The organism is Cytophagaceae bacterium (assembly GCA_016722655.1).
GTDB lineage: Bacteria > Bacteroidota > Bacteroidia > Cytophagales > Spirosomataceae > Leadbetterella.
In genome coordinates this window covers 311,892-332,542 of record JADKIR010000005.1, presented here as the reverse complement: position 1 = coordinate 332,542, position 20,651 = coordinate 311,892, and the positions used below count along the sequence as shown (strand labels likewise).

Annotated in this window: 13 protein-coding genes and 3 pseudogenes; 9 read left to right on the top strand and 7 right to left on the bottom strand. The window is 36.9% G+C overall.

Going from position 1 to position 20,651, the window contains the following annotated elements; all coding sequences use genetic code 11:
* Nucleotides 1–276 precede the first annotated feature (276 nt).
* Nucleotides 277–941: pseudogene (locus IPP61_17245) on the bottom strand (DUF2461 domain-containing protein).
* A 49-nt stretch (nucleotides 942–990) separates the two neighbouring features.
* On the opposite strand from IPP61_17245, the pseudogene trpS reads away from it, so the two are divergent.
* From trpS to IPP61_17230, 3 genes and pseudogenes are all read left to right on the top strand, one after another.
* Nucleotides 991–1,964, top strand: a pseudogene (gene trpS, locus IPP61_17240) (tryptophan--tRNA ligase).
* Nucleotides 1,957–2,526 carry a phosphatase PAP2 family protein gene (locus IPP61_17235; protein MBL0326883.1) on the top strand — a complete coding sequence of 190 codons (570 nt, stop codon included), beginning with the start codon at nucleotides 1,957–1,959 and terminating at the stop codon, nucleotides 2,524–2,526. The pseudogene trpS and the gene IPP61_17235 overlap by 8 nt, the downstream one beginning before the upstream one ends.
* 11 nt (nucleotides 2,527–2,537) lie before the next feature.
* Nucleotides 2,538–2,960, top strand: a complete 423-nt coding sequence (locus IPP61_17230) for a DUF2147 domain-containing protein (protein ID MBL0326882.1) — start codon at nucleotides 2,538–2,540, stop codon at nucleotides 2,958–2,960.
* Nucleotides 2,961–3,027: 67 nt separating this feature from the next.
* On the opposite strand, the pseudogene IPP61_17225 reads toward IPP61_17230, so the two are convergent.
* The 4 genes and pseudogenes from IPP61_17225 to IPP61_17210 form a co-directional block, all read right to left on the bottom strand.
* Nucleotides 3,028–3,581: pseudogene (locus IPP61_17225) on the bottom strand (DinB family protein).
* A gap of 10 nt (nucleotides 3,582–3,591) precedes the next feature.
* Nucleotides 3,592–4,056, bottom strand: coding sequence for a DinB family protein (locus tag IPP61_17220; GenBank protein MBL0326881.1), 465 nt, complete (start codon nucleotides 4,054–4,056; stop codon nucleotides 3,592–3,594).
* A 71-nt stretch (nucleotides 4,057–4,127) separates the two neighbouring features.
* A complete protein-coding gene (locus IPP61_17215) occupies nucleotides 4,128–5,138 on the bottom strand; it encodes a glycosyltransferase (GenBank protein MBL0326880.1) in 1,011 nt (336 codons plus the stop codon).
* Between the two features lie 4 nt (nucleotides 5,139–5,142).
* Nucleotides 5,143–7,008 (bottom strand): AAA family ATPase, encoded by a 1,866-nt coding sequence (locus IPP61_17210; protein ID MBL0326879.1) that lies wholly within the window; start codon nucleotides 7,006–7,008, stop codon nucleotides 5,143–5,145.
* Nucleotides 7,009–7,279: 271 nt separating this feature from the next.
* Here IPP61_17210 and IPP61_17205 point away from each other — a divergent pair, with 271 nt between their 5' ends.
* The 3 genes from IPP61_17205 to IPP61_17195 are packed head-to-tail and all read left to right on the top strand — an operon-like array spanning nucleotide 7,280 to nucleotide 8,802.
* Nucleotides 7,280–7,882 (top strand): transcriptional regulator, encoded by a 603-nt coding sequence (locus IPP61_17205; GenBank protein ID MBL0326878.1) that lies wholly within the window; start codon nucleotides 7,280–7,282, stop codon nucleotides 7,880–7,882.
* The gene (locus tag IPP61_17200; GenBank protein ID MBL0326877.1) at nucleotides 7,879–8,583 is read left to right on the top strand and encodes a DUF3307 domain-containing protein; all 705 of its coding nucleotides are present in this window, start codon (nucleotides 7,879–7,881) and stop codon (nucleotides 8,581–8,583) included. Before IPP61_17205 ends, IPP61_17200 begins: the two co-directional genes overlap by 4 nt.
* Nucleotides 8,584–8,802, top strand: coding sequence for a DUF2132 domain-containing protein (locus tag IPP61_17195; GenBank protein MBL0326876.1), 219 nt, complete (start codon nucleotides 8,584–8,586; stop codon nucleotides 8,800–8,802). It abuts the gene before it with no gap.
* A 6-nt stretch (nucleotides 8,803–8,808) separates the two neighbouring features.
* On the opposite strand, the gene IPP61_17190 is transcribed toward IPP61_17195, so the two are convergent.
* Nucleotides 8,809–10,473 carry a hypothetical protein gene (locus IPP61_17190; GenBank protein ID MBL0326875.1) on the bottom strand — a complete coding sequence of 555 codons (1,665 nt, stop codon included), beginning with the start codon at nucleotides 10,471–10,473 and terminating at the stop codon, nucleotides 8,809–8,811.
* A 152-nt stretch (nucleotides 10,474–10,625) separates the two neighbouring features.
* Here IPP61_17190 and IPP61_17185 point away from each other — a divergent pair, with 152 nt between their 5' ends.
* The 3 genes from IPP61_17185 (at nucleotide 10,626) to IPP61_17175 (ending at nucleotide 17,628) form a co-directional block, all read left to right on the top strand.
* On the top strand, nucleotides 10,626–11,711 hold the full coding sequence (locus IPP61_17185; protein MBL0326874.1) for a CapA family protein: 1,086 nt from the start codon (nucleotides 10,626–10,628) through the stop codon (nucleotides 11,709–11,711).
* Between the two features lie 89 nt (nucleotides 11,712–11,800).
* Nucleotides 11,801–14,068, top strand: coding sequence for a GH92 family glycosyl hydrolase (locus IPP61_17180; GenBank protein MBL0326873.1), 2,268 nt, complete (start codon nucleotides 11,801–11,803; stop codon nucleotides 14,066–14,068).
* A 65-nt stretch (nucleotides 14,069–14,133) separates the two neighbouring features.
* Nucleotides 14,134–17,628, top strand: coding sequence for a hypothetical protein (locus tag IPP61_17175; protein ID MBL0326872.1), 3,495 nt, complete (start codon nucleotides 14,134–14,136; stop codon nucleotides 17,626–17,628).
* A 148-nt stretch (nucleotides 17,629–17,776) separates the two neighbouring features.
* Here the strand turns inward: IPP61_17175 and IPP61_17170 are convergent, their stop codons facing one another.
* Nucleotides 17,777–20,503: an insulinase family protein gene (locus tag IPP61_17170; GenBank protein MBL0326871.1), complete on the bottom strand. Its 2,727-nt coding sequence runs from the start codon at nucleotides 20,501–20,503 to the stop codon at nucleotides 17,777–17,779.
* Nucleotides 20,504–20,651 lie beyond the last annotated feature (148 nt).

Here is a 20,651-nt window from a genome sequence, read left to right as displayed (position 1 = left end):
AATTTAAACCTATGATTTGGCTTTTTCCAAATATTTCAGAATAAAATTTTGAAAAAAAATGAAAAAACACGTTAAAAAATGGAATAAAATTTAAATATTTTTGAAAAATATTAGAAAAGTACAATTGAAAAATATCATTTTCTTGAAAATAATTGAAATATTCCTGATTATAACTTGAAAACCATGTTGATTTCTCCAAAATTCAGCCATTTGTGTAAACTTTAATAATATTTTGTCTTTTCATAAAAACTTAAAATAATATTCTGATTGTAATGTTTAGAATTCTGCGAAAAACAAATCATTTACATAGTCGATATATGGTTTAAGAATTTTGAAATGTCCAAGAATAATAGTGTGGAAATCGCCTGAAAGCACTTCAGTATTGGAAAATGTCTTATAGAAAAACAACTCTTTATACTTTAACAATTCAACTTCCGGATGGTCAACAGGATATCCTTTTGGTGCTTTTTTTAGTTTTTCACCATAGACCTCAGGAAAGTGATTTCTAAATTCCTTTGATTCAATTATACTTTTAAGAGTTTCAGGAGAGTAATCGATTTCCTGCCTAAACTTAGCCAGATTTCCAGCCGAAGGTTGCCACATACCACCACCGATGGAAGTTTTTCCATTTTGTAATTGTATGTAATAATCAATTTTGCCGGAATTACGGCCACCGGGACCAAATGCTGCAGATAGATGGTTTTTGTATGGACTTTTATTTTGGAAAACCTAACATCTCTGTTGATTCTGAAAATACAATCTTTGACTTGTGTGTTTGAAAAATCTGGTTCAAATAGCTTCATTTCTTCCAAAATAACACTACAGAAGTCAACAAAATTGGCTTTAGACGCTTCATATAGTTTTCTGTTACTTTCAAACCATTCTCTGGTATTGTTTTCTTCCAGATTTTTTAAAAATTCTAAAGTACTCTCCTTAATCATATATTTAATAGCTAATTTTGCAAAAATAAAAACTTCGTAAAAATAACATATGTCAAGGATATTAACCGGCATTCAGGCCAGCGGTCGACCACATTTGGGAAATATTTTAGGAGCAATAGAGCCGGCAATAAAACTTTCACAAAATCCGGAAAATGAATCTTTTCTGTTTATTGCTGATTTACATTCACTTACAACCATTAAAGACCCTGTCGTTCTTAAAGAAAATACCCGGGCGGTAGCTTCGGCGTGGTTAGCTTGTGGTTTTGATGCCGAAAAGAATTACTTTTATCGTCAGTCGAAACTGGCTCATTTTCATACGGAATTGCTCTGGTATTTAAGTTGTCTTACACCTTATCCTATGTTGGCCAATGCCCATTCATTTAAAGAGAAGTCAGATAAACTTTCTGATGTGAATGCGGGGCTATTTACCTATCCTGTCCTTCAGGCTGCTGATATTATATTGTATCAGGCTCATTTTGTACCAGTTGGGAAAGACCAAAAACAGCATTTGGAAATGTCAAAAGATATTGCGGCTTCGTTTAACCGAGTATTCGGAGAGCTTTTGTGCTGCCTGAATCCCTGATTAATGAGCAAATTATGACCATTCCTGGTGTGGACGGCCAAAAAATGAGCAAATCATACAATAATTACATAGATATTTTTCTTCCTGAAAAAGAGCTTTATAAACAAATCAAAGGAATTGTGACAGACGCCACGCCTTTGGAAGAACCCAAAAATCCGGAAACATGTCTGGTTTTTAAATTATATTCTTTAGTTGGTAGCGAATCTCAAATAGCCGATATACGTCAGAAATATTTGGCGGGTGGTTATGGTTATGGTCATGCCAAAAAGGAATTTTTGGATTTGATTTTGGATAAATACGGAAAACAAAGGGAGCTTTTTGATTATTTTATGGCTGATAGTGCTGCTTTAGAGGCCAAATTAAAAGTAGGAGAGGAGAAAGCGGCGGATATTGCGTCGGATACTATGAAAAAAGTAAGGACACTTTTGAAGTTTGATTGAGTTTTTAATAAATATCGACCATAATTTGTTTTTGTGGCTAAATGGCTTCCACAATGGCTATTTTGATCAGATAATGCTTTGGGTATCGCATTCCCGAACCTGGTTACCACTATATGTTTTTCTTATTTTTTTATTATTTAAAAAATTCGGGATTAAGCAAGGAATTATTTATATCCTTATAATAATAGTTGCCGTAGGCTGCTCTGATTTTATTACTTCCGGGTTGATGAAACCATTTTTTGGAAGATTAAGACCATGTCATAATCCAGAAATTATGTCTCAGATGCATCTGGTGGGCAATTGTGGCGGACAATATGGCTTTGTTTCATCGCATGCTTCCAATAGTTTTGCCTTGTTTTTTATAATATCACAAATTGGTATTTATAAAAAATACCTGAAACCAGCTATGCTCTTATGGGCAATAATTGTTTCCTATAGTCGTATTTATCTGGGTGTACATTTTCCTATAGATGTTTTTGTTGGAGCATCGATTGGAATTTGTATTTCCTTTCTTATTTTTGAATTTTACAAAAAAATACTATCAACAATAATCAATTCTTAAATAAAATCAGAATGAAAAGAATTCTTTCAGTTGCATTTTTATTAATGTTTTTTGGAGCAAAAGCCCAGGACATCACCAAAGGAACCTGGTACAATGAAGAGAAAACTTCCAGAGTTCAGTTTTATGAAAATGCAGGTAAATTTTACGGAAAGGTGGTATGGCTCAAAGACCCTCTAGAAAATGGTAAACCACGTACAGACACCAAAAACCCTGAAGCCAAATTGAGAAGCACTCCATTAATGGGCCTGATTTTTATGAAAAACTTCAAAAAAGTCAGTGATAAAAAATGGGAAGATGGAACGATTTATGACCCAAAAAACGGCAAGACTTATTCCTGCATTATCACTCAGGTGAGTCCTACGCACCTCGATGTAAGAGGTTATATCGGAATTTCCCTGATTGGCCGTACTTCAAAATTCACCAAAGCAGACTAAAAAATATCTCATAAAAAAAGCCTTCGAAAACTGATTTCGAAGGCTTTTTTGTTTTAATATCTGTCACTTAAATAAAATCATCTTCCAGATCATCTTCAAAGTAGCGGCTACTTCCAATGAAGTCATCGTCACCACCTTTAGCGTTTTTAGCTGCTAGTTTTTTCAAAATGGCAATCTGTCCGGCATGGTAAAGGTCATGATTGATGATCCCTGTCAATAAAGTGAAAAAGGTATATTCTGCCCCTGGAACTATTTTATTCAGAAAATCATCGGTTTTGGTTTCCAATTCTTTTATTAATTCATCATGGCTGAGGGTAAGCTCCATCATGAGTGTTTCGAGCTCAAACTGATCAATTTTCCCGATATTTCCCCAGTTAAGTTTTTCGTCCTCAATCACATAGGCTTCGTCTCCCTGCATTTTTTTACAGCAAAAATCCTCCAGCTTGTGATATGGTAAATGAGCTCGGCGATATTATGAACATTTCCTGCTTTGTAAGATACTTCTTTTACTGTCAGACCTTTAGTGAGCTCAAGCACTGAAGGACCATGCCATGCTCCGCCGTGAAACGCAGAGTTAAAAAGGTTTTTTAGGTTTTCGATATTGGTATTGGTATGTGCCATAGCGATAAATTTACTGCCACAACACCCAGATCATCCCAAGATGATAGGTGTCATGCTGAATTATTCCATTTAATAGTTTATAAAAATTATAGTATTCTCCGGGTACATTTCGCTCCAAAAGCTCATCATCATAACTTTCGAGGCTATCAATTAAAGCATTGTGACTCTTTTTAAGGTTTTCTACCAGAATCTGAAAGTTTTCAGCTTTAATATCTTCAGCATTTCCCCAGTTGTCTTCCTCAGTTTCAAGACTGTAATGTATGTTGTCGTTTAGTTTTTCCAGGGCAAACTTCCTCCATGCCATCAGATGAAAAACATGCTGTGCAATAGTTTCACTGGAAAACTGCTGTTTTTGGGTGACCTTCTCCAAAGGTAAACTATTGATGATTTCCATTACAGATGGACCGTGCCAGGCATCTCCTCTGAAAACGGTGTCGAGGTTGTCGATGATGAGTTCTAAAGCTTTTTTGCTCATAATGATTTAAAAAACACACAAAAATGCAAAATCTGCTCTTTTAATTATAATGTTTTCAAATAAATTGTTTTTCAGAATATTTTTGATTCGAATATTTGGCCTTTCCAGTCTATTTTTTTTGAAAAAAGAAAAACGAAATACTGAACAAACCAGGTAAGCGGCATGTAAATCAAAAATAATGGAAGCCACCGCATATAACCTTTCAGAGCCAGTTTTTTTTCAAAAAATAAAACTATAAATAAATAAAAGAGCAACAAGATGCCGTTTGTAATACCCAATGAAATTGGAGAATATATTGCCAAAAGTATAAAAACAGGTAAATAAAATGCCTGAGATAGCCCTAAAACGATGAGCCAGGACTTACTTTCCAAAGCACCTTTTATCCATCGTTTTCTTTGCTCCAGAAAATTTGCCGGTGGTCGGGTATAAGCCACAATATCGGGTTCAAAGACATGTTTAAAGTCAAATCTTTGGGCTATAATTGCCTGATAAAGAGCATAATCTTCGACAATCGAAAAACCAATCTTTTCATAGCCACCTGCCGATTCATAAGCTTTTCTAGTCACCATCATGTTATTTCCCATTCCGGTGGTAGGGATTTTATAGTCCGAAAAAAACTTCATCATGGTCAGAACCATGAGCCATTCTGTGCCTTGCATGGCATTGAGGAAATCAGTATTTCTGAAAGCAGTGACACCCACCATTACTCCCATATTGGGCTCCAGATTTTTGAGCATGGCATTTATCCCACCTGCAGGTAGTTCAATATCTGCATCTGAAAAAAATAAAAAATCTCCGGTGCTCTCTTTTATCAAAAAATTCAAAGCCCTGGTTTTTGCCTTCAGTGTTTCATTTTTTTCGGCTTTTGGAATATTTATATACCTGACATGAGAATATTGATTGGCAAAGGCTTGTAGCAATTGTGGCGTAGCATCCTCAGAATTATCATTTCCTAGTATTATTTCCAGCTTTTCTTTCGGATAATCTATTTTTTCGAGTGATTTTAAGCAAAAAGGAAGATTATTCTCTTCATTTCGGGAAGGGATGATAATGCTTACTGTTGGAAGGTTTTGTAAATTCATGAGATTACAAATTTAAGAATTCCCATGCACTTTTGTACGCCTCGGTTTTCTCTGAATTTTCGATAAATCCTGCATAAAACGGATGGCTGCCGATGGTTGCACTATCGCCTACCACTAACAGAAGTTTACGGGCTCGGGTCATGGCTACGTTCATGCGTCGGGTATCGCCGAGGAAACCTATCTGGTTTTCTGGATTGGAGCGTGTCATGGAAATAAACACCGCATCACGTTCCTGGCCCTGAAAACTGTCAATCGTATTAATAGAAATATTGGTTAGAAAAGGTTTTAAAGTTTCGGATGCATTTACCAGTTCTTCCAGTATTTTGATTTGCTGTTTGTAAGGGCTGATTACTGCTACGCTGGTCTTGTTGTCAAAATATTTGCTGAACTCCTCCATTCTTTTTACTACAAAGGCAGCTTCATCAGGATTGGTGGCACTGGTTCCTTCGATTTTTTCATCAAAACTGCATCCTGCTGTATCAATATAAAGCAGAGGCGGTATTTCCTGATTCAAGACCCTGTTTTTTACAGATTCATGAGCAATCAAGCGGTTTCCGTAGAATTCTCCTGACGAATGTGCCATGATTTTCTCATTCATGCGGTACTGCGTGTCGAGTAGCGTTACGGCTTCGGGATGGGTATTGACCAGTTTTTCTAGTAATGTAACAGAAAGACCTTGTTGAGCTGCTATTTCAGACTTTATGGTAGGAGGGAGCTGACAATGATCGCCCGCCAATACTACTTTTTCAGCTTTAAGGATGGGTATCCAACAGGCGGGTTCCAGTGCCTGTCCTGCCTCATCGATAATCACCACATCGTATTGATTTTTGGATACAGTATAATGGTTTGCTCCAACTAAGGTGGCCGCAACAACCTGTGTTTTTGCTCTTAAATCATCCATGATATACTCTTCGATGTTTTCGATTTCTTTCAAAATCTTATGGGCTTCATCAAAAAGTGCTTTGCGTTGGTCCCGCTCGGCTTTTCCAAAATTCCGCTTGTATTTGTGGGCGAGGCTCCGGTATTCGTTGGCTTGAATTTTTAGTTTTTTAATATCTTTAAAAGCAGGATGTTGACTCATTTTAGCCTCTAAAGTAAGCTTATTTAGCCTTTCGGATACCCTCACCGGATTGCCCACCCTTAGAACTTCCAGACCTTTTTCTGAAAGCTTTTCAGCCAGCAGATCTACTGCAGCATTACTCGGTGCGGTAACCAGTATTTTCTGATTTTTTGAAGCCATTTCTGTGATGGCGGCTACTATGGTGGTGGTTTTTCCTGTACCCGGAGGACCATGCACTATGGCCAGTTGTTGTGCCGATATTATATTGTTAACTGCCTGATTTTGTGAGTCGTTAAGGTTTTGGATTTTTATTTTTTCGAAATTATTTTCAAAAACCGGCTTAGAAATTCCGGTTAAAACATCTGCATTTTTATAATCCTGAGCCTTTTTTATCGCCGACTCCATTTCTTCGTAAGAATTATTGTCGAAGAGTATTTCCAGCCCCAGTTTTCCGTCACGAGACCAGTCAGGTAGTTCGTCGGTTCTGAGGGTGATTTTGGCTCTGTTACCGCTTTGGTGGTTGATTATGCCTTCAACCCGGTCAACTTTGGGGTCGTGATTGGAAAATATCACTGCCGGTATTCCAAACCTGAACTGATGCGAGAGGTCCTGATGGGTAGTTCGCTCGACTTCAACAGTCAGATAATCTCCGCGACCCAATTCCTGCCCTCTGATGGCGATGGGATACCAGGTGAGTCCGTTTGCCCGTTTTTCGCCTATCGAAGCCGTTTCTGTAAGTCTTTTATATTGAGCCTGGTCTTCGATTTTTTCTGTTTTGAGCAAATCAGCCAGGGTTTTGAAATAATCCATTCAGGAGGATGTTTTTTCTGCAAAGATAAGTCTGCAATGCCCTGAAAGCATTTTTTAAAAAGTAAACTTCATGAAATATTCTCTGAATTTAAAATTGACAATGTTTTTGTAAATTTATCGGCTTTATGACCGATAAATTGGATTATCGTCTCTTAAGCCGATAATTTAAAATATCGTCTCTGGAACCGATAATTAAGAATATCGGTTAATTAGACGATATTTTTGGAAAAACAATATCTGTTGTTTATATTTGAATGTTTTTTAAACAAAAATGGAAGCAATTATAACAGGCGATATCATAAATTCGAGGAAAGTAAGTCCTGACGACTGGCTGCCTGCCTTGAAGTCTGTGTTGAAAAGATACGGCAAAGAACCCAAAAACTGGGAGATTTACCGTGGCGATAGCTTTCAATTAAATACTGCAAACACGGATGCCCTGGAAGCTGCTATCAGAATCAAAGCCGAGATAAAACAATGGGCGGGCCTGGACGTGAGACTGGCTATTGGGCTGGGAGAAGTGACCTATCGCAGTGCCAAAATCACGGAATCCAACGGAACGGCTTTTCTAAACTCAGGAGCATGTTTTGATGAACTGAAAAAACAAACTTTGGCCATAAAAACTCCCAATAAAGACCTTGATACTGCACTGAATGTGATGCTATCGTTGGTGACTTTGACCATGGAAAGATGGACAGAAACCTCAGCGAAGCTGGTCAAATTGAAACTGGAGCACCCGGAAGCCAATCAAATGGAAATAGCAAAAAAAATCGGGAAAGATGGCCAGAGTACGATAAGTGAAGGCCTGAAAAGAGCAGGATACGATGAAATACAAAAGGTATTGGACTACTATAAACTCAAAATCCATAGCTTATGACTGAATTTGTTCTGAAACTCATTCTGGCTCATATTTTGGGTGATTTTATGTTTCAACCCGACAAGTGGGTGGCAGATAAAAACCGCAAAAAGCACAAGTCAAAATATCTGTATTTTCATGTGGTGATACATGCCGCTTTGTTGTGGGTACTTCTGCAATTTGAATTAAGATATTGGGCGGTATTCTTAATCATTCCCTTGTCTCATTTCCTCATTGACTGGGCGAAACTGTATTTTCAGGGAAAAATGGAGCCCAGGAAACTCTTCATTATTGATCAGCTTTTACACCTGCTCGTAATATTTTTTGTAGCAAAAATCTATTTTGAATTCAGGATAGATTACATGATTTTACTCCAAAAGAAATACTTGCTTCTTTCAATTGCTTTTATATCAATTACTTATATTGCTTCAGTGGTGATTAAGTTGTTGATGTCAAGATGGAAACAGGAAAACGAAACCACCAATGCTGCAGGCAAATACATAGGCATGATGGAAAGGATTCTGGTTTTTGTTTTCATAGTGCTCAACCATTGGGAAGGCGTCGGGTTTTTATTGGCAGCCAAGTCGGTTTTTCGGTTTGGAGACCTCACCAAAAGCCACGAAGTAAGGCTTACGGAATATATTTTGATAGGCACATTGCTTAGCTTCGGAATCGCAATTGCGGTGACATTATTTTACCAAAAACTCTTAAAAATCATTTAAATGGATCCATTACATGGCATGACGCTGGAAGCCATTCTCAGGTATTTAATCATAAAAATGGGCTGGAACGCCATGTATGCACAAGTCAAAATCAATTGTTTCAGGATTGACCCCAGTATCAATTCTTCATTGACTTTCCTTCGGAAAACGCCATGGGCTCGCAAAAAAGTGGAAGATTTGTATATCAGAGAGGTTAAGAAAGATGCTCCTAAAGCCTGATTGTATTCACTCCCTCCCCGTAAATACTTCCCTCTCTCTAAATTTATAGCTACGGCTGGCTACATTGTAGGCGGTGTCAGACCAGGTTCCGGTTTTGTCTAATTGCGGGATACTCGCCGGATCAGTATTTAATTGACTAATAAACCAGCGGTTTTTGTAATGTTCCCACATTCTGATGAATTCGGTGGCTATGATGGCCGAAATTCGCTGATTGCCTTCAATGATAAGGAAATTCTCATCGTTATCGGTGCAGGCTTCGTCGCTAAAATTTCCTGTGCCTACAATCAACTTGCTATCAGCACTCCAGGGATCAATCACCAGTGATTTCGTATGGATTTTATGACTGCCAAACGCCTTGGCATCCCAGGGAATGCCGGCATATTTCTCGAGTCGGGTAGGGGTATAAAACCGGGTATTGGCAAAATGTAATTTTTCGATTTTGGCTTTGGCAGTGTTATTAACCAATCCATATTCAATTATTTTTGAAGCATTTAATCCTAACTCATCTACTAACACCTGATCCAATCCAAAAGGAGCCGAAAACAAAACCGCACTTTTGGCCTGTTTGATTAAGTCAGCCGATTTTTCAAGCAAATGTTTTTTGGAAATCGGTGAAAAGTTGACTTTCCAACCTTCATTATTCAAAGCAGCGTCTGTTTGCATAATCAAATCAGAAATAGATGCTTTGGCGGGATTGTTTCGTCCTTTCATATCAGGATCTCCCACCAATATTTCAAAGTATTTGTTGTATGCATCTGCTGTGGTGGGATGGCTGATTTCGGTTGCCATATTGGTCTGCAAGTAAAAACCGTTGAAGGTAAAATTGCAGGTGCCGGTCCAAACTGCTTTTGGTGAACCATTCTTCAATAAAACCACAAACTTATTGTGACTGATATTCTGTATTTTAGTTCTTGGTTTTGCATGATTAGGTATCAAGTGATATTTGTCCAGGGTATGCTCATTCTTCTCTTTTCTTTCCTGGTTTTTGGCATGATACACAATCATCACTTCTGCATTTCTTTGGGTGGCCGCTTCGAAAGCCGTGGCAACTTCTTCATCCTCAAATTCATATATGGCACAATGCAGTTTATCACCCGCCTGTGCCTGATTGATAAATCTGATTAAAGATTCTTTCAAATCTCTCGAAAGCCATTTTTGGGCTTCCCGACTTTCTTTGGGATTGGTTTTTCCAAAATCTCTCAGATAAACCTGTGCCGCTGTTACCCCCCGATTGGTATAAAGTCCAAACTGACCATCATCGTTAAAACTTGGTTTAAAACTTAATTCGGCAGGTTTTCCTTTTGTTGGATTTTTAGGATCACCCAAAAGTGGGAATATTTCAAATGAATAGGAAAAATTTGAATTGAGGGTATAATCATTCCATACAAAACGCTGAAAAGGAGCCTCTTCTGAAGACAAACTTAGAGCTGTTTGAGATTGAAAATCAAAACGTTTGTTGCCTTCTAGCCAGGCTTGGTACCTCACCAATCCATTTTCCTCAAAAACCGTTTTCTTAATCGCAAATCCCAAAAGGTCTTTTCGGTCAAAATTATCGGGTACCGACCAACCCATCACCACAGAGTTGATTCCGACCAATGCACATGCAGTCAACTGATTATCAGAAGAATTTGAGATAATTCGGGGCGAATAAGTGTTTACAAAAGTAGCCATAGTTTTTGCGTTTTGATTTGTTAAGCAAGTTTCAGGATTTAAAAATTGACAAGCAAATCATTTTTATTATTTGGTATAAAAATCAGAAATTCAGATAGATAAATAATTTATTCCTAATTTTAAGAAAGTGTTGAATGTATTTTTAATTCTTAATGAGAAAAACAGTACTCCTAATTTTCATTTTTCTTTCATGCAAAAATATATTTGCACAGGATTCCCTAACCCTGATTTTTACCGGGGATATAATGGGTCATGAATCACAGCTTTTGAGTGCAAAAAAAGCAAGGAATATATATGACTATAAACCTTGTTTCCAATATATTAAATCATTTTTAAAAGATGCAGATCTGGCGATTGGAAACCTGGAAGTAACTTTGCCAGGTAGAAAGCCTTATAGTGGATTTATGCCTTTGCCTATATTTCGAAGTCCCGATGCCTATGCCGAGGCTTTGAAAGATGCAGGATTTGATGTACTTTTCAATGCCAACAACCACGCCAATGATGGCATGAGAAGAGGAGTGAGGCATACCATTGATAAATTGGACCAATTGGTAATTCATCATTCGGGTACATTTAAAAATAAAAAAGAAAGAGAGGAGAAATATCCCTTGATTGTTGTAAAAAACGGCTTTACACTGGCTTTTTTAAATTACACTTTTGTGGGTACCAACGGTATTCCCACCATCAAACCCTCCATTATAAATAAATCAGATACCAATCAAATCAAAATAGATTTAGAAAAAGCAAAAAAAATTAATCCGGATTTTATCATTGCTTTTCTGCATTGGGGAAAAGAACATAGTCTTGAAATATCCGACAAACAAAAGGAACAGACAGCATTTTTACTTAAAAACGGCGTGGATATGATTGTGGGCATGCATCCTCATGTGGTGCAACCCATTGAAATTATTGAATACCCGACAGGTAAACATCTGGTTGCCTACTCATTAGGGAATTTTATTTCAAACCACACCATGCCTAATGCCGACGGAGGAATCTTGTTGAAAGTACTTTTGAAAAAAAATTCAAAGCAAAAGGTTGAAATCGCAAAATCGGGTTATTTACCGGTCTGGAGATACATTGAAAAGAAACCCAAAAAGTCTTATTTTGTTATTCCTATTACTGATTATGAACAAAATCCATCCAATTTTCCAGTGTTAAATCTGTCAGATGAATCTGCTTTAAAATCTTATGCTGAAAGTGTGAGAATCCGCTTGAATTTCCCGGAATGGAAATAATTAATTAAAAATTTTAAAAACTACAATTTCCCATTCTTTTTGTTGAGGTATTTGCCTAATTTCACATTTTAAAACCAGATTTATTCCAAATGAAAAAAGCCTTTCTGCTTACCTTATTGTCATTCAATATTTTCGCTCAAAACTCTGATTTATCATCTTATATAAATCCATTGGTTGGGACCGATTCAGATTACAGTCTTTCCAATGGAAACACTTATCCTGCTATTGCTTTACCATGGGGAATGAACTTCTGGACACCCCAAACCAATAAAATGGGAAACGGCTGGGCTTATCAATACGGTGCAAAGAAAATCAGAGGTTTCAAACAAACCCATCAACCTTCTCCCTGGATCAACGATTACGGTGCATTTTCGATATTTGCAACTACAGAAAAACTCGTATTTGATGAAAATCAAAGGGAATCGTGGTACTCGCATAAAGCCGAAGTGGCTCAGGCTCATTATTATAAAGCTTATCTTTCAGACTATAATACGACGGTAGAAATCACTCCAACAGAAAGGGCAGCCAGATTCAGAATTACTTATCCTCAAACCGATAAAGCTTATTTGGTTGTGGATGCATTTTTCAAAAATTCTCACATTGAGGTATTTCCTGAGGAAAGAAAGATAATTGGATATTCGTGCAATAACTCCGGCGGCGTGCCCGAAAATTTCAAAAACTACTTTGTGATTTATGTAGATAAGGCTTTTGATGAAGTGCATATTGCAAAGGATGGTACTTTAGATATGCTAAAAACGGAGGCTACCGGTAAGCACGTAGGAACGGTGATAAGGTTTAAAACCAAAACCAATGAGGCTGTTAATCTGAAAGTTGCTTCTTCTTTCATAAGTCCCGAACAGGCCGAAATCAACCTTCAAAGAGAAATCGGAAACAAAACTTTCGATCAGGTTTGTAAAGAAGGACAGGAAATCTGGAATAAACAGCTCAACCGAATCAAAGTAGAAGGCGGTTCAGAAACTCAAAAAGGTACATTTTATACGGCACTTTACCGCACCATGTTGTTTCCTAGGAAGTTTTATGAATTGGATAAAGACAACAAAATCATGCATTATAGCCCCTATAATGGACAGGTTTTACCGGGATACATGTTTACCGATAATGGCTTTTGGGATACATTCAGAGCGGTATTTCCATTTTTTACACTTATGTTTCCGGAGCTAAATGGCCAGATCATGGAAGGGCTCGCCAATACCTATAAAGAGAGTGGTTGGTTGCCGGAATGGGCAAGTCCCGGGCATAGAGATTGTATGGTAGGCTCCAATTCAGCGTCATTGATAGCAGATTCTTATCTGAAAGGTATCAGAGGCTACGACATTAATACTTTGTATGAAGCTCTCTGGAAAAATACCCAAAATGCCGGGCCACTCAGTTCAGTGGGCCGTTATGGGGTAGAATATTACAATAAGCTGGGTTATATTCCTTATGATGTAAATATCAATGAAAATGCAGCCCGAACCCTCGAATACAGTTATGATGACTTCACGCTTTGGAAGCTGGCCAAAGCACTCAATCGCCCGAAAGCTGAGCAGGATACTCTTTACAAAAGGGCTTTTTATTACAAAAATGTTTTTGATAAAAATGTGAATTTTGTGCGGGGTCGCAATGCCGATGGCACTTTTCAATCTCCTTTCAGGCCCGATAAATGGGGCGATGCCTTTACTGAAGGCTGCTCATGGCACTGGACATGGTGTGTTTTTCATGACATCAAAGGCTTGCAAAACCTGATGGGAGGGAAGCAGAATTTTGTCAATAAAATGGATTCCGTATTTACCACCGCTCCGACTTTTGATTTTTCTTATTATGGCCAGCAGATTCACGAAATCACTGAAATGCTGATTATGAATATGGGGCAGTATGCTCATGGCAATCAGCCGATACAACACATGCCGTATTTGTATAACTATGCCGGTCAACCATGGAAGACACAGAAATTGGTTAGGAATATTATGGATAAATTGTACAAAAATGCCCCTGATGGCCTTTGTGGTGATGAAGACAACGGACAGACTTCCGCATGGTATGTATTCTCGGCACTGGGTTTTTATCCTGTAAGCCCCGGAACCAATGAGTATGTATTGGGATCACCCTTATTCAAAAAAGCAACTTTGACGTTGGAAAACGGTAAAAAGTTTGTGATCAATGCCCCGAACAATTCTTATGAAACAGTTTTTGTGCAAGATGCAAAACTCAATGCCCAGCCTTATACCAAAAACTATTTGACTCACGAAGCCATCATGAAAGGCGGTATTTTAGATTTAAAAATGAGCTCAAAACCCAATGAAAATAAAGGAGCAAAAGAAAGCGATTTTCCGTTTAGTTTGTCGGTGGAGAAATAAGAAATAAATAATTAAATTTGAACCTGAAATTAATTACAAATCCCATGATAAGAAAAACTATTTTTATGGTACTTATAGTTTGTGAAGCTGTTTCACAAATTTGTCCAAATCCAAAATATTTCTGTAGTAATTTAAATGTTAATTCAGATTTTGTTACCTATAACTCTAATTTTTCTACGCCCACAGTTATTAATGATAATACCTTTGGAACTGGAGGCCCTAATGTAAATTGGGGATGTATTACCGGAGGTATTCAAAATGAAACCTGGTTATTAGTTAAAGTTGAAAATTTAGATCCAGTTGGAGGAGAGCTTTGGATTGGAACTAATAATCATGTCAATATAAATGGCTCAATATGGGGTCCTTTTTCTACAACATATTTTGATGCTTGTCAAGCTATGTTTAGTGGACCAATACAATGTACGGACACGCAGCAAGAATTGAGATTACAATTAAAGAACGCATTTTCTGGTGCTTATTATTTAGTTGGAATAAGAAATGAAAGTAACTTACCAGATACATATTATATAAACACAATGGGGGGGGAGACCTCAACCACAATTAAGCATTTTGTACCCCAAGTACAAAATTGTGAATTACCCACCGCAGAATTTGTCACTGATAATTTTATGATTAGAGAAGAGGAAAGACAAGAGTTTATTCCGAAAATAAAATTTACTGGAACTCCCCCTTTTTATTTTACAATCGAGGATGGGGTATATGAATATACAGCTGATAATAACTTATATGATTGGAGGCATTTTGTTCATTATAGTGAGTCCTTTAGCATAGATTTGGCTACTGTCAGAAATACTTGCGGAACTGGGAAAGTCATAAAAAACAATATTGACTACCTAGTATATTCAAGAGATAGAAGACTTGTCTCTTGTATTCCTTTTGATAATTCTCTGGATGACCAGCAAAGTGGTCAGGAATTCTCAAATGCAAGGTTCCAATACACTGAAGATAGAATAGGGAAAGTAAATAATGCAATTCATTTAAATGGAATTGATGACTATTTGGAATATTCTGGTAGAGACTTAATCGGTGAGAATTATTTAATTTCAATATGGGTGAAACCTGAACAAATAAGTGGAACATCCCAAACTATCCTAAACTTGGGATCTGAGCACAATTCAGCTCAAAAGCTTGAGTTGATTCAGAATGAGTTTGTTTTTACATGCAAATTAAGGGGAAACAGAATCTACCAAACTCGAATCCCATCTCATAATAATGTTTGGCAAAAATTGTGGATTTCAAAGGATAGTTCAAAGGTTACAATAGGATCAAATTATAATCATGAAGAATCAATAACCCAGAATGATTTTGAAGTTCCTGATTATGGAATAAATTCAAAATTATTTATTGGAAAGAATCTATTGGGAACTAATTTTTTTACTGGTTCGATAGATCATTTCCGATACTTATCAGGGAGTTTCAATAATTCCAAAATTCATGAATTAGCAAATCAAGAGTCCTGTACAGTTTCTTTTTGTGATACAATTCCAAAAGCAAATTTGCCAGGGTTTAGAATTGACAATCCAGGGGTATCTGAAGTTTATGAAAATGTGTTATTTGAATCTTTTTGGCTAGATAGATTAGTTTATCAAATTGGCAGTCAAATTCCAAAAATAACATTAGCTTGGACACAGAATATTAATCCAAATCAGCCATATAGCGGCTCCAATTATAGCCAATATACCTTTCATATGTTAAATAATGAAAAATATGAAAGCATTAACCATTTAAGCGGGCAATGTGGATCCGGCTTTTTAGCTGACACGATGGATTTTTTTACATCCCCTGTTCAAATAAGATGTTATAATTTTAACGATAATACTAATGATTATTTTTCAAATTCAACTACCAGTGTAGGTATTTCTTATTTAAATGATGGTCTTGGTAAGTCAGTTTCTTTAAATACAAATTCAACTGTTTCAACTATTATTAAAGATGGTAACCCAAGAAACTACAGTGTAAGTTTCAGGTTTAAGACATCAAATCTAATGGTTGTAAATCAAAAATATGAATTCTTTGACTTTGTAACTTCTGGTAATTTTGAAGATCGGCTATTTCTGGAGAAATTGAATGGGAATAACTACAGAATTGTTTTTCAAAAACTGCAAGAGAATTACAATTTTGATTTCATAGTAAATAACCTTGATAATTCTTGGCATCAATTGGTTTTAATATTTAATAGTGGTAACCTTTTCAGTGTTGGTAACCTTAAAATATATCTAGACAATAAGCTATTTATAGATACTAAAATTAATTTTATTTTCGCTTACAATATTGAGTTCCCTTTCTACATTGGAAAAAAAACTGGCTCTGAGAGAAATTCATTTATTGGCTTATTGGATGATTTTAAAATTTTCAGTGGTGCAATTAATGACACCATTGTAAACAGACTTTTTAGTTCAATAACTGAGTGTCAATATAGGATTTGCGAAAATTTGCCGGGTGTAGTATTGCCACCCTTAGGTGAATATATTGTTGATCAGGGGGATATGCTAAAATACAGTTTAAAGTTTTCAGGGAGAGGTCCGTTCGATTTTAAATACAATATCAATGGAATTGAACAAATAAATGATTATGCTAGGTTGTTAAATAGTATTATTCCAACTCAAAGGACTATGCCATATAAAAGTGGTGAGAATTATATGGTTTTGAATAGAATTAAAAACCACTGCGGATTGGTAGAATTAAATGATACAATAAAGTTTTATGTAAAGCCCAAGCTGGCTGAATGCTTACCATTCAATAATCAAATTATTCAACCAAATTATAAAGGCTCAAATTCTACAAGTGTATTTCTAGATTCAGATAGGTTTGGGAATTTTGAAAACGCTGCAAAATTTTCGGAATTATCAAGGTATGAATTTTATGATTCTACTTTAAAACCAACAAGTATTAATTTTTCAACTTGGATAAAAGCTGAAAATTTTGATAAAATAGTTCTTTTTAGAATGGGGAATATCCTAAATTATTATTCAATTTATCTTTTGAAAACACAGAGTGGGCTGAAAATAGTAGCAAATAAAAATGGTGAATATTTCTTAAATTCAACTTTGAGGACATTTTCCTCTAATTCAACATTAATTCCGGGGCAATGGTATTTTATTTCAGTACAATTTTTAAGTAACGGTTATGATATTTATATAAATCAAAACCTTGATAATAGTATTCGGCATCAGGGTGGACAATACCCAAGTTTTTATAACTACCCACTGACATATAGTATTGGTAGTAAATACGATAATCTGAATTCGTTTGTTGGATTAATGGACAATATTAAAATTATTTCTGGAATCCCAAATCCTCAGGAAATCTCAAGTTTATATTTATCGAATAGTTGTATTTTTAATTTTTGTCCAAATTCAAGGGTAATACCCAAAACTATTACTTCAAATTCATATTACCAAGCCTTAAACCCAATCGAAACGGATGCTAATATTAATGCGAAAACTATTATTTATTCTGGGAAAAGTATTCTTTTAAAAAATGGATTTGAGGCAAAAGGAACCACCTTTACTGCACAAATCGCCTCATGCCCCAATTAAGAAAACAATTGCGAATATTCTGGTGTAAATAAACAGTTTTTTAATGAACTGAAACTATGTGATTTATTATTGGGAACTCTTTTTAGAAATATTTTATTGTAGAATTTGGGCAAAAGGCCAATCCGAATTCTCAGATTGGCCTTTCTTTTTACTTGATTTCCTTTCCGTCTTTATCCAGGATTTTTACGGGTCCGAGATTTAGCTCTCTAATTCCGCTTTCAATTTTTGCACGATCACCCACTATCAGCCAGGTAATGTTCTGAGCTTTTACAACTTTCTTTGCCACATTGTGCATGTCGCTAAGGCTTAAGTTTTCAAGATTGGTCGCGTATTGGTTAGGATAATCCAGTCCACGATCAAATAGGATACTTCTCTGCAAAAAGCCGATGATACCATTATTGGTTTGCCAATCCCCCGGAATTGATAAAATGGCTCCATTTTTTTCTTTCTCAAATTCATCTTGTGCAATAGGCTTGCTATCATTGATTTGAGTCAGTTCTTTCAATATTTCAACCACACTCTCTTTGGTTTTGTCGGTTTGTACACCTGTATTGGCCAAAAACATCCCCGGGCCTTTGGTAGGCGATATATTTGATCCCGCACCATAGCTCCAGTGTTTATCTTCTCTCAGGTTCATGTTTAATCTGGAGAGGAATGTTCCACCTAAAATATTGTTCATCAATCCAAAAGCATCGATGTCCTTGTCTTTGGCCGAAAGCGAAGTATGTCCGGCAAAAATTTGAGATTGCGAAGCCTCAGGCTTATCGATGATGTAAACCGCAGGGGATGCCGCCAAAGGAGCATCACCAATTGCGATTGCCGGAGTTGCTTTGGATTTCCAGTTTACCAAACTTTTCTCAAGTTTAGTTTTCAGCTCGGCCTCGGTAATATCTCCTACTACAACCATAAATCCGTTATTGGGTACAAACCACGTCTCATGAAACTTCTGCAAACTATTTCTGGAAATTTTAGCAACCGATTCTGCGGTGCCGGTACCGGTCAAAGGCATATTATAGGCATGATCAGCAGGGTAAAGCAAAGCGGGCAAAACTCTTCTTCCCAGTCTGCCTGGAGAGGCTTTTTCCTGATCTATTGCCAGCAATTGTTCTTTTTTTACTCTTTCAAAATCTTTTTCAGGAAAAGAAGGATGCAGCAAAACATCGGAATAAAGTGCCAGAGAGGCATCAAAGCTGGTTTTAAGGCAACTCATATTTATAACCGAATTGTCCACTCCGGCACTGCTGTAAAGCGTAGTACCCAAAGAATTCAACAAATCACTGATCTGAGTTCCTGTTTTAGTGGCGGTACCTTCGAGCATCATGGTACCTGTCATTTTAGCTGTGCCTAATTGGGCAAATTTATCCGCTGTAAAACCACCTCCAAAGGTAGTAATCATATTTACTAAAGGCAGTTCATGTTTTTCGGCAAGATATACTTTAAGGCCATTGCTCAAGCTGAAAGTCTTGATTGCCGGAAACCTGGCTGCTGAAGGCTTAGCTACCGGAGGCATTGCAGTACGGTCTATTTTGGTTTCTGTGGTTGTGAAATCGGGATAGGGCAATATCTCCAAAACGTATTCCCCATCACTCAACCAATCATTGGCAACTTTTTTTGTCCCGGCAGGATTCGCTTTTTTGATGTATTCCAAAATGGTTTTATAGGCGTCAGGACTCCCTCCGTATGTTTCACTCATGGCCAACCAGTCGCTTTTTCCACCAAAACCTCCGATTGTTTCCAAACCTTTCAGTAATTGTACGAAATAATTGGTTTTAGTTCTTTCTACTGCTTCTACCGTTACACCGTTAGTAAATATTTTCTTCAACTCCTCATTGATGATATTGTTGATTTTTTTCAGACTAACTCCAGGTTTGGCATCAGCAAAAAGATAAAATTGTCCGCCAATTTCCCCTTCATTGGTATAGAAAAACACGTTTGTAGCCAAATCTTCATCCAAAACCAATCTTTTATACAATCTTGATGATTTACCGTTGGTCAAAATATCACCCAACAAATTCAATTGGGTAAGTTCAACAGTACCCCAAGCCGGGACGTTCCAGGTTTTTTGTAATCGAGCCTGAGGAACCCGGTCCTGTGCTTGTTGGTAAGTAAGACCTTTCATTTTTGCGATATTCTGTGTGAATTTCGCGATTGGAGGGCTGGCGGGAATTTCTCCAAAATACTTTTTCACCAATTCCATTACATTCTCAGCATTTACATCTCCGGCAATGGCTACCACGGCATTATTGGGTCCATAATAGGTTCTGAACCATTCCTTTACGTCATTCACACTGGCTGCACTCAGGTCGGCCATACTCCCAATCACTGTCCAGGAATAGGGATGTCCGCTGGGATAAGTAGCCTTTACTGTCAATTCTTCAGCAATGGCATAGGGTTGGTTATCTCCCTGACGTTTCTCGTTTTGTACTACACCTCGCTGAATCTCAATTTTTGTGCTGTCGAGTCCTTTCAACAGAAATCCCATTCTGTCGGCCTCTACCCATAAAACTCTCTCCAAACCGGTATTGGTAAAGGTTTCAAAGTAATTGGTTCGGTCGTTGTTAGTGGTTCCATTATTGTTTCCACCGCCGACAGTTTGCATTACTTCGTCAAAATTGCTCCAGTGCTCAGTGCTGGTAAACATAATGTGTTCAAAAAGGTGTGCAAAACCGGTCTTTCCTTGTTTTTCATTTTTACTTCCTACATGATACCAGATATTGAAAGAAGCAATAGGGAGTTTATGGTCTTCGTGAACAATTACGGTTAGTCCGTTTTCCAATACAAATTTCTTATAAGGAATATCAATGTTGGGGTATTGTTTGGTTTGAGCAATTGCCCAATTTGTAACCAGTAATAACAATAGCAATAGTTTTTTCATATTTTTTGGTTTAAAATATTTGTAAATAACTTTTAAAAACGAATCATAAAGTTCCTGATTTTTAATTTCAAATTCATTTTTCTGAATGATTATTTTATTTAAAGGATAGGTAGGGATAAAATAAAAGATTGTGGGAGTTTGAGATTTC